Here is a 10,459-nt window from a genome sequence, read left to right as displayed (position 1 = left end):
CGCACCGGCCGCGACGCCGCCGACGCCAGCCGCACCGCCAGCTGCTCGACGTGCGTGCGCTGCCGCTTCAACCGTTCGGCGGGGCTGACGAGCCGCCGCGCGAGCCAGTCGAGCTGCTGCGCGCGTTGCTCGAGCCCGCGCTCGAGGCAGCGCGCGAGCGCGCGCTGCCGGTCGGCGACCTCGCGCAGCAGCAGTGCGCGCTGCGGACTCGCGAGCTCCGCCGCGCCGGTCGGGGTCGGCGCGCGCAGGTCGGCCGCGAAGTCCGCGATCGTGAAATCGGTTTCGTGGCCGACGCCGCTGACCACCGGCAACTCGCTCGCGGCGATCGTACGCGCGAGCGCTTCGTCGTTGAACGACCACAGATCCTCGATCGAGCCGCCGCCGCGGCAGACGAGCAGCACGTCGACCTCGCGCCGCGCGTTCGCGGCCTGCACGGCCGCCACGAGCTTCTCGGCCGAGCCCGCGCCCTGCACGGGCGCCGGATAGACGATCACCGGAATGTGCGGCGCGCGGCGCGCGAGCGTGGTCAGCACGTCGCGCAACGCGGCGGCCTGCAGCGACGTGACGATGCCGATCGCGCGCGGGTGAGTCGGCAACGGGCGCTTGCGCTCGGGCGCGAACAGCCCTTCGGCTTCGAGCTGCGCCTTCAGGCGCAGGAACGCCTCGTACAGGCGCCCCTGCCCGGTGCGCCGCACGGCCTCGACGTTGAGCTGCACTTCGCCGCGCGGCTCGTACATCGTGACGACCGCGCGTACCTCGATCCGGTCGCCTTCGCGCGGCGTGAATTCGGCGTACTGCGCGCGACCGCGGAACATCACGCAGCGCATCTGCGCCTGCTGGTCCTTGATCGAGAAATACCAGTGGCCGCTCGCGGCGCGCGTGAAATTCGACACTTCGCCCGAAATCCACAGCAGCGGAAACGAGCGCTCGAGCATCGTCGAAATGGCACGGTTGAGCGCCGAAACGGGAATCACTTCGTCGCCGCCGCGAGTGGCGCCGGGAGCGGAAAAAGGGGAGTCGAAGGACATGGGCGGTCGGATGAATGCTGGCGGCGACACGATAGTCCGACACGCGCGCGGCGTCCAGCGCCGGCCGTCTGCGCCGCGCAGCGCGGAATGTGTCCACATTCTGGCAATCGTCCGCCAAAATCCCTTAAAACGCGCGTAAAAAACCAGATGATTTAAAGTAACGCATTGATTTTTATGAATTTTTGAACCTTACGAAAGGATACATCTCCGATTCGATGCCCGCCGGGCGGACGTTCAGCGCGAACGCCCCGGCAGTTTTTCACAGAGTTATCCACAGGCCGCGCCGATCCGGCCCCGTCGAGCCTGCGGCCCGGCCGCGCTTGCCGCGCCCGCGTGCGACGCGCTAGAGTGCCGCCTTCCGAAGACCTTGCGGCATGCGCCGCCCAACGGAGAATCCGCCTTGACGAATCCGTCCCACGCCGCGGCGCCCGACGCGCCGCGCCCGGCCCGATGAGCGCGCCCGGCGGCCCGCTCGCGCGGCTCGAAGCGCACCTGACACGCGAATGGCAGCGGCGCGGCGCGCTCGCGTGGGCGCTCACGCCGTTCGCGTGCGTATTCGGCCTGTGCGCGGCGCTGCGGCGCACCGCCTATGCGCAGGGCTGGAAACAACCGGTCGACGTCGGCGTGCCGGTCGTCGTGGTCGGCAACGTGACCGTCGGCGGCACCGGCAAGACCCCGACCGTGATCGCGCTCGTCGATGCGCTGCGCGCCGCCGGCTTCACGCCCGGCGTCGTGTCGCGCGGCTACGGCGCGAACGTGAAGGCGCCGACCGCCGTCACGCCCGCGTCGCGCCCGGGCGCGGCCGGCGACGAACCGTTGCTGATCGCGCGCCGCACCGGCGCGCCGGTGTGGGTGTGCCCCGATCGCGTCGCGGCCGCGCAGGCGCTGCGCGCCGCGCATCCGGACGTCGACGTGATCGTCAGCGACGACGGCCTGCAGCACTATCGCCTCGCGCGCACCGTCGAGCTCGTCGTGTTCGACCACCGGCTCGGCGGCAACGGCTTCCTGCTGCCGGCCGGCCCGCTGCGCGAGCCGCTGTCGCGCCACCGCGACGCGACCCTCGTCAACGATCCGTACAGCGGCGCGCTGCCGCCGTGGCCCGACACGTATGCGCTCGCGCTGACGCCGGGCGCCGCCTGGCACCTCGACCAGCCGACGCTGCGCCGCCCGCTGTCGCAGTTCGCGAACGAGCGCGTGCTCGCCGCGGCCGGCATCGGCGCGCCGGAGCGCTTCTTCGCGACGCTGCGCGCGGCCGGCCTCGCGCCGGCGACGCGCGCGCTGCCCGACCATTACGCGTTCACCGACAATCCGTTCGTCGACGACGCGGTCGACGCGATCCTGATCACCGAGAAGGATGCAGTAAAATTGGGCGCTTCCTGGCGCGACGCTCGGCTGTGGGTCGTCCCCGTCGAAGCCGCGCTCGATCCTCGCCTCATTGCCCTCGTTGTGGAGAAACTCCGTGGACGCTCGCCTGCTTGAAATCCTTGTGTGCCCTATCTGCAAAGGCCCGCTCCACTATGACCGCGCCGCGCAGGAGCTGATCTGCAACGCGGACAAGGTCGCCTACCCGATCCGCGACGGCATCCCCGTGATGCTCGTCGACGAAGCGCGCCAGACCGTCGAAGGCACGCCGGTCGATCCGGCCGGCCCCGCCGGCAGCTAAGCCGCCGCGCCGCTGAACCGGCGCACGATCGCGGCCCGTCCGCGGCCGCGCGCCGTGCTGTTCCGGGCGGCCCGCTTCCGCGGCGCCGCCCGCCCCGCCCTTCTCACCGCCGAACCCCGATGACTCATCCGCAGCCCTTCATCGCCGTCATTCCTGCCCGGCTCGCGTCGACGCGCCTGCCGAACAAGCCGCTCGCCGATCTCGGCGGCAAGCCGATGGTCGTGCGCGTCGCCGAGCGCGCGCGCGAGGCCGGCGCGCAGCAGGTGCTCGTCGCGTCGGACGCGCAACGCGTGCTCGACGCGGCGCGCGATCACGGCTTCGAAGCGGTGCTGACGCGCGCCGACCACCCGTCCGGCACCGACCGGCTCGCGGAAGTCGCGGCGACCTTCGGGTGGAGCGACGACACCGTCGTCGTGAACGTACAGGGCGACGAGCCGCTGATCGACCCGGCGCTGGTGCGCGACGTAGCGTCGCACCTCGCGGCCCATCCGGACTGCGCGATCGCGACGGCGGCCCATCCGATCCACGACGCGGCCGACGTGTTCAACCCGAACGTCGTGAAGGTCGCGCTCGACGCGCGCGACGTCGCGATGTACTTCTCGCGCGCGCCGATTCCGTGGAGCCGCGATGCATACGTGTCGCACTGGCCGGACGTCGCGGCCATGCCTGCACCGGCTTTCCCGGTCTACCGCCACATCGGCCTGTATGCGTATCGCGCGCGTTTCCTGCGCACGTATCCGTCGCTCGCGCAGGCGCCGATCGAGCAGGCCGAGCAGCTCGAACAGCTGCGCGCGATGTGGCACGGCGAGCGCATCGCCGTGCTCATCACCGAGGAGGCGCCGGCAGCCGGAGTCGACACGCCGGCCGATCTCGCGCGCGTGCAGGCCCTTTTTCAGCCGACTTCAAAATAACCCATGGCATAATCAAGCGATTGTGCGAGCCGTCCGCGACCCGCGCGCCCTCGCTTGCCCCCGCCGCGGTCCTGTCCGGCAGCCGCGCGTCGCTCACGACGACGCGCCGCATCAGACCGGTTCGCCGCGCACCAGGCAAGCGCCGCGCACGTCGTCGTCGACGCCTTTGCGTCTCGCCATACGAATCTACATACCGGAGATATCACCATGCGTTTGATCCTGTTGGGCGCGCCCGGCGCGGGAAAGGGCACCCAGGCAAACTTCATCAAGGAAAAGTTCGGCATCCCGCAAATCTCGACGGGTGACATGCTGCGCGCGGCCGTCAAGGCCGGCTCGCCGCTCGGCGTCGAGGCGAAGGGCTACATGGACGCCGGCAAGCTCGTGCCGGACGCGCTGATCATCGGCCTCGTGAAAGAGCGCCTGAAGGAATCGGATTGCGCGAACGGCTACCTGTTCGACGGCTTTCCGCGCACGATCGCGCAGGCTGACGCGATGAAGGAAGCGGGCGTCGCGATCGACTACGTGCTCGAAATCGACGTGCCGTTCTCGGAAATCGTCGAGCGCATGAGCGGCCGCCGCACGCACCCGGCATCGGGCCGCACGTATCACGTGAAGTTCAACCCGCCGAAGGTCGAGGGCAAGGACGACGTGACGGGCGAACCGCTGATCCAGCGCGACGACGACAAGGAAGAAACCGTTAAAAAACGTCTCGAAGTGTACGAAGCGCAAACCAAGCCGCTGATCACGTACTACGGCGACTGGGCACAGCGCGGCGAGGAAAACGGCCTGAAGGCGCCGCAGTATCGGAAGATCTCGGGCCTCGGCACCGTCGACGAAATCCGCGAGCGCGCATTCGACGCACTGAAGTAAGCACTGCGTCGCGCACCCGCAAGCCGCCCTTCCCGGGCGGCTTTTTTTCGCCCGGCCGCGATTCGCACGACCGCGCTTGTCTGGCCGCCGCGCGATGACGCCCCGTACAATCGTCCGCATGCATCCGTGCCGGACACCGGCGCGTACCGGCTTTCAGCCGATCGACCGGCATCGGCCCACCAAGGAGACTGTCATGGAGATTCGCGGCAACGTCTTTCTGATCACCGGCGGCGCATCGGGCCTCGGCGCGGGAACGGCGCGCATGCTCGCGCAGGCGGGCGGCAAGGTGGTGCTCGCCGACCTGAACGAGGCGGCCGGCACGGCGCTCGCGAACGAACTGGGCGGCGTATTCGTGCGCTGCGACGTGTCCGGCGAGGCCGACGCGCAGGCGGCCGTCGATGCCGCCACGCACGCGGGCACGCTGCGCGGCCTCGTGAACTGCGCGGGCATCGCGCCCGCCGCGAAAACCGTCGGCAAGGACGGCGCGCATCCGCTCGACGTGTTCGCGAAGACGATCAGCGTGAATCTGGTCGGCACCTTCAACATGATCCGGCTCGCGGCCGCCGCGATGGCCGCGACCGCGCCGAACGATGCAGGCGAACGTGGCGTGATCGTCAGCACCGCGTCGGTCGCCGCATACGACGGGCAGATCGGGCAGGCCGCCTATGCAGGATCGAAGGCCGGCGTCGCGGGTATGACGCTGCCGATCGCGCGCGACCTGTCGCGCCACGGCATCCGCGTGATGACCATCGCGCCGGGGCTGTTCGAGACGCCGATGCTGCTCGGCATGCCCAAGGACGTGCAGGACGCGCTCGGCGCGATGGTGCCGTTCCCGCCGCGGCTCGGCAAACCGGACGAATACGCGATGCTGGTGCGTCAGATCGTCGAGAACCCGATGCTCAACGGCGAAGTGATCCGCCTCGACGGCGCGATCCGGATGCAGCCGAAGTAACGCGCGAACCGGTGCGAATGCGAAACGCCCGCAATGCGGGCGTTTTCGTCCTGGCCGCTGGCTGCCGGTTGACGGTTACCGGTTGCGGCACGGCCGCGCGTGGCTCAGTCGTCGTCGTCGCGCAGCATCCGCTGCCGCAATTCCGTCACCTGCGACTCGACGACCGTTGCATCCTCCGCATCCGGCCGTTCGCCGAGATACTGCTCGAGATCCTCGAGCGCCGGGCGCAGGTAATCGAGCCGCGCGTACGCGAAACCGCGATCGCGCACTTCGTCGAGTTGTTCGGGCAGCAGGATCACGAGCCGCTGCTGCACCGCGAGCAGCCGCTGCCAGCGTTCCGTCTGCAGATAGATCGTCTTCAGGTTGCGCAGCATCCGCGCGATGATCTCGCGGCTCGTGGCCGGCTGCAGCAGCGCGCGCAACGCGCTGTCGACCGCGCCGGCCGCACGCGCGACATACGGCTCCAGCATCTCGACCATCTCGGCTTCGGACAGCGAGTGACCGTTGGTCGGGTCGATGATCAGGTCGCCGTCCGGCAGCGTCACACGCAGCAGGAAATGGCCGGGGAACGATACACCGCGCGCCGGCACGCCGACCTGCTCCGCGAGTTCCAGATACAGCACCGACAGCGAAATCGGAATCCCGCGCCGCCGCTTCAGCACCGCGTTCAGGTGGCTGTTATCGGGGTCGTAGTAGTCGTTGTGATTGCACGCGAAGCCGAGTTCGCGAAAGAAGAACTCGTTGAGCGCGGCGACGCGCGCCTTCAGGTCCGCATCGTCGGTGAGCCGGCGGCGCAGCCGCGCGGCCAGCATGTCGAGTTCGGCGAGCGTGCCCTGCAGGTCGAGGTCGGGATACGCGTCCTGCGCCAGCGACAGCGCGGCTTCCGTGACGGGCAGACTGTCGTCGTCCGCCACGAGCGTGCTGAAGTAGTCGAGGACGCGGGTCATTGCGGTCGTCACTTGGCGCGCCTTCTGAAGTAAGCGTATTTGAAGCCCATCACCCACAACATACCGAAATATAGTGCAGCGAACAGCACGAGGCACGCGGTCATCAGCGCAATCCGGTCAAGCGGCTGCGTACGCATGCCGGTCCAGTCGAAGTTGATCGCGCACCAGTGCATCAGGCCTGCAAGCACCAGCGCCGCGCCGACGAGCTGCACGAAGAAGCGCAGCCAGCCCGGCGACGGCTGGTAGATGCCGCGCTTGCGCAGCCCGAGAAACAGCAGCAGCGAATTCAGGCACGCACCGACGCCGATGCTCAGCGTGAGGCCCGCGTGACCGATCAGCGGCACGAACACGTAGTTCGACAGCTGCGTGACGATCAGCACGCCGATCGCGATCTTAACCGGCGTCTTGATGTCCTGCTTTGCATAGAAGCCCGGCGCGAGGATCTTGATCAGGATGATGCCGACGAGGCCGATCCCGTAGGTCGCGAGCGCGCGCGCGACCATCGTGACGGTATGCGCGTCGAACTTGCCGTAGTTGAAGAGGGTCGCGGTCAGCGGCGTCGCGAAGAAGAACAGCGCGAGCGCGCTCGGCGCCGCGAGCAGGAACGTGACGCGCAGCCCCCAGTCGAGCAGCGCCGAATATTCGTGCGAATCGGCGTCGACGTGCGCCTTCGACAGGCTCGGCAGCAGGATCGTGCCGAGCGCGACGCCGAGCAGCGCGGTCGGGAATTCCATCAGGCGGTCGGCGTAATTGATCCACGACACCGCGCCCTGCCCGAGCCGCGACGCGATGTTGGTGTTGATGATCAGCGACAATTGCGCGACGGACACCGCGAACGTCGCCGGCACCATCTTCGCGAGCACGCGCTTCACGCCCGGATGACGCAGCGCGCGCAACGGGTTCACGCCGATCAGCGGCACCATGTCGATCTTCTTCAGGCCCGGCAGCTGCACGAGGAACTGCAGCACGCCGCCGACGATCACGGCCCACGCGAGCGCATAGACCGGCACCTTCAGGTGCGGCGCGACGAACACGGCCGCGGCGATGAACGCGACGTTCAGCAGCACCGGCGCGAACGCGGGCAGCGAGAAGCTCTTGTAGGTGTTCAGCACGCCGGACGCGAGCGTCGTCAGCGAAATGAACACGATGTACGGGAACATGATCCGCGTCATCGTGACCGCGAGCGGGAACGCCTGCCCGTCGGTGTGCAGGCCGGACGCGACCGCGAACACGACCCACGACGCGCCGGCGATCCCGACGACCGACAGCACGGCGAGTGCCCAGGCGAGCACGGTCGACATCGCATCGACGAGCGCCTTGGTCGCATCGTGCCCTTGCTGGTTCTTGAACTCGGCAAGGATCGGCACGAACGCCTGCGAGAACGCGCCTTCGGCGGACAGGCGGCGCAGCAGGTTCGGGATACGGAAGGCGACGTAGAACGCGTCGGTGTATTGACTGGCGCCGAACGCACGGGCGATCAGCGTTTCGCGGGCCAGTCCGGTCACGCGCGACAGCAGCGTGAAGCCGCTGACCGTCAGCAGGGCTCGGAATAGATTCATGGGGCGCTCATTATACGGACGTTGCGCGACCCGGCGCGGACGGATGCCGAAAAGCGCGCGCGCCGCCGGCGCCGCATCCGGCCGATGTCACGTTGAACTTGCCACGCTCTTGATTTTGTTGCTATAATTGCCGGTTTCTGAGCCTGTACATGCACGGCGCCTGTCGTTTTCATGTCTCGGCCTCGGTTAAAATCACCGTTTTTTATGCGCCCCTGGGCAATCGCTCTCAGGGGACGGATCGAAAAGCAGCGCTTGGCCGTCAGGCTCCAAGCTCTGGAAAAAGGACAGGATAAGGAACCGTCATGGCTAACTCCGCACAAGCACGCAAGCGCGCCCGCCAAGCCGCGAAGGCAAATTCGCACAACTCGGCGCTGCGCTCGAAATTCCGTACCGCGATCAAGTCGGTCCGCAAGGCTGTTGAAGCCGGCGACCAGGCAAAGGCTGCCGAGCTGTTCAAGGCTGCCGTGAAGACGATCGACACGATCGCCGACAAGAAGATCGTTCACAAGAACAAGGCCGCTCGCAGCAAGAGCCGCCTCGCCGCAGCCGTCAAGGGTCTGCAGGCAGCAGCGTAATTCCGGCGTGCCCGCTTCGGCGGGCGCTCCTGTTTCCTGCGATCGCAAAAAAGCCCGCCTAGGCGGGCTTTTTGCTGCGCGTCGTCCGGACCTCATGCCGGCCGGGCGTCGGGCGCGCGCTGCACGCGCGAAGCGCCCTCGCCCGCCGCACTCACTTCTTCTCGTTGTAGTCCGGCAGTTCGCACGCCTCGGTGACCACGAGGTTGTTGTCCTTCGCGAAATTCAGCACGAAATCGAATGCCATCGGCTCGACGTCGCGCAGCCGGGAATCGAGGATCACGCATTTCAGGTCGCCGATCATGGTCGGGCGCACGTACAGCGAATATTTCAGGCGTGCGTTCGGCCCGCTCGCACCGGGCCCGAAACAGGCCATCACGCCGGCCAGACGCTCCGACCAGTCGCTCGGGCGAAACTTTTTCCCGTCTTTCGTGATGCCCTGGATGAAGAATTCGGTCGGGGGGGTTTCAGCCATGTGGTTACCCAAGTGACGGCCCGGCGATGCCCAGGCGACAGCGCCTGGATACGCGAACACAAAGCTGGAGTGGACGGCGGCGCAAGCGCGCCGATACCCGAAAAGACAGGCCTTCGATGCGCGCCACCGGCGCGCCGCACCGGTTTTGTGCAGCGCACGGCTTGTGTCCGGCAGAGCGCGAAACGGCTTGCCTGCCGGGCTGGAGAAAACTTTCGGATTATACCGCAGCGCGGCATCGCGCGTCGTCTCGCGGGCCCTCTTCCGACACCTTCCGGCACCCGAGCCCGACCGGCTCAGATCGCGCCCCGGTTTTCGTCGTGGCTCGTCAAAGCACAGAAAATCCTTTATGCTGCTTTGAGTTATTCACACCCGACGGCGGCGCCGTCCGGCCTCGCTGCCGGGTGAGACCCGCCGTATTTCGTTTCATGACCGCCAAAACCATTCGTCACTACCTGCAGTTCAAGGATTTCTCGCTGGAAGACTACGAGTACGTGCTCGAACGCACGGGTATCCTGAAGCGCAAGTTCAAGAACTACGAGACCTATCACCCGCTGCACGACCGCACGCTCGCGATGATCTTCGAGAAGAGCTCGACGCGCACGCGGCTGTCGTTCGAGGCCGGGATCTTCCAGCTCGGCGGCCACGCGGTCTTCATGAGCACGCGCGACACGCAGCTCGGCCGCGGCGAGCCCGTCGAGGATTCCGCGCAGGTCATCTCGCGGATGGTCGACATCATCATGATCCGCACGTTCGAGCAGGACGTGATCACGCGCTTCGCGCAGAATTCCCGCGTGCCGGTAATCAACGGCCTGACGAACGAATACCACCCGTGCCAGGTGCTCGCCGACATCTTCACGTACTACGAGCACCGCGGCCCGATCGCCGGCAAGACGGTCGCGTGGGTCGGCGACGCGAACAACATGCTGTACACGTGGATCGAAGCCGCGCAGATCCTCGGCTTCAAGCTGCGCCTGTCGACGCCGCCGGGCTATGCGCTCGACATGAAGCTGGTGTCGCCGGACAGCGCGCCGTTCTACGAGGTATTCGACGATCCGAACGAAGCATGCAAGGGCGCCGATCTCGTGACGACCGACGTGTGGACGAGCATGGGCTTCGAAGCCGAGAACGAAGCACGCAAGCAGGCGTTCGCCGACTGGTGCGTCGACGAGGAAATGATGGGCCATGCGAATCCGGATGCCCTCTTCATGCACTGCCTGCCCGCGCACCGCGGCGAGGAAGTGACGGCCGGTGTGATCGACGGCCCGCAAAGCGTCGTGTGGGACGAAGCGGAAAACCGCCTGCACGTGCAGAAGGCGCTGATGGAGTTCCTGCTGCTCGGCCGCCTCAAGCACTGAGCGCAGCACGCGCGCTGCCGCCGCAATCCGGCGGCAACCGAAAAAAAGCGCCGATCGTTGATCGGCGCTTTTTGTTTGTGTCGGCACAACGGAAATAAAAGCGAGGAATGGAAGCGGGGAACGCAAG

Annotated in this window: 11 protein-coding genes; 7 read left to right on the top strand and 4 right to left on the bottom strand. The window is 67.4% G+C overall.

Annotated elements, in window-relative coordinates:
• The coding region (gene xseA, locus O1Q03_RS34955) for an exodeoxyribonuclease VII large subunit (RefSeq protein WP_269509534.1) at positions 1-1,028 on the bottom strand (1,028 nt) is incomplete at its 3' end.
• Between the two features lie 450 nt (positions 1,029-1,478).
• On the opposite strand from xseA, the gene lpxK reads away from it, so the two are divergent.
• The 5 genes from lpxK (at position 1,479) to O1Q03_RS34930 (ending at position 5,424) form a co-directional block, all read left to right on the top strand.
• Positions 1,479-2,507 carry a tetraacyldisaccharide 4'-kinase gene (lpxK, locus tag O1Q03_RS34950; protein WP_269509532.1) on the top strand — a complete coding sequence of 343 codons (1,029 nt, stop codon included), beginning with the start codon at positions 1,479-1,481 and terminating at the stop codon, positions 2,505-2,507.
• Positions 2,488-2,691 (top strand): Trm112 family protein, encoded by a 204-nt coding sequence (locus O1Q03_RS34945; protein ID WP_269509530.1) that lies wholly within the window; start codon positions 2,488-2,490, stop codon positions 2,689-2,691. The genes lpxK and O1Q03_RS34945 overlap by 20 nt, the downstream gene beginning before the upstream one ends.
• A gap of 119 nt (positions 2,692-2,810) precedes the next feature.
• Positions 2,811-3,602 carry a 3-deoxy-manno-octulosonate cytidylyltransferase gene (gene kdsB, locus O1Q03_RS34940; RefSeq protein ID WP_269509528.1) on the top strand — a complete coding sequence of 264 codons (792 nt, stop codon included), beginning with the start codon at positions 2,811-2,813 and terminating at the stop codon, positions 3,600-3,602.
• Positions 3,603-3,809: 207 nt separating this feature from the next.
• Complete coding sequence (adk, locus tag O1Q03_RS34935) at positions 3,810-4,472, top strand: adenylate kinase (protein ID WP_269509526.1); 663 nt, start codon at positions 3,810-3,812, stop codon at positions 4,470-4,472.
• A 193-nt stretch (positions 4,473-4,665) separates the two neighbouring features.
• On the top strand, positions 4,666-5,424 hold the full coding sequence (locus tag O1Q03_RS34930) for an SDR family NAD(P)-dependent oxidoreductase (protein ID WP_269509524.1): 759 nt from the start codon (positions 4,666-4,668) through the stop codon (positions 5,422-5,424).
• A 104-nt stretch (positions 5,425-5,528) separates the two neighbouring features.
• Here O1Q03_RS34930 and O1Q03_RS34925 read toward each other — a convergent pair whose 3' ends face one another.
• Positions 5,529-6,371, bottom strand: coding sequence for a SirB1 family protein (locus O1Q03_RS34925; RefSeq protein WP_269509522.1), 843 nt, complete (start codon positions 6,369-6,371; stop codon positions 5,529-5,531).
• Positions 6,372-6,379: 8 nt separating this feature from the next.
• Positions 6,380-7,930, bottom strand: coding sequence for a murein biosynthesis integral membrane protein MurJ (gene murJ, locus O1Q03_RS34920; RefSeq protein ID WP_269509520.1), 1,551 nt, complete (start codon positions 7,928-7,930; stop codon positions 6,380-6,382).
• Between the two features lie 302 nt (positions 7,931-8,232).
• Between murJ and rpsT the strand changes: the two genes are divergently transcribed.
• The gene (gene rpsT / locus O1Q03_RS34915) at positions 8,233-8,505 is read left to right on the top strand and encodes a 30S ribosomal protein S20 (protein WP_006482211.1); all 273 of its coding nucleotides are present in this window, start codon (positions 8,233-8,235) and stop codon (positions 8,503-8,505) included.
• A gap of 151 nt (positions 8,506-8,656) precedes the next feature.
• On the opposite strand, the gene O1Q03_RS34910 is transcribed toward rpsT, so the two are convergent.
• The gene (locus O1Q03_RS34910) at positions 8,657-8,977 is read right to left on the bottom strand and encodes a DUF3579 domain-containing protein (protein ID WP_269509518.1); all 321 of its coding nucleotides are present in this window, start codon (positions 8,975-8,977) and stop codon (positions 8,657-8,659) included.
• Between the two features lie 425 nt (positions 8,978-9,402).
• Between O1Q03_RS34910 and argF the strand changes: the two genes are divergently transcribed.
• A complete protein-coding gene (gene argF, locus O1Q03_RS34905; protein ID WP_006482207.1) occupies positions 9,403-10,332 on the top strand; it encodes an ornithine carbamoyltransferase in 930 nt (309 codons plus the stop codon).
• The last annotated feature ends 127 nt before the right edge of the window (positions 10,333-10,459 follow it).

Origin of the sequence: Burkholderia sp. IMCC1007 (genome assembly GCF_027257875.1) — a bacterium.
GTDB lineage: Bacteria > Pseudomonadota > Gammaproteobacteria > Burkholderiales > Burkholderiaceae > Burkholderia.
This window is presented reverse-complemented; position numbering and strand designations above follow the sequence as displayed.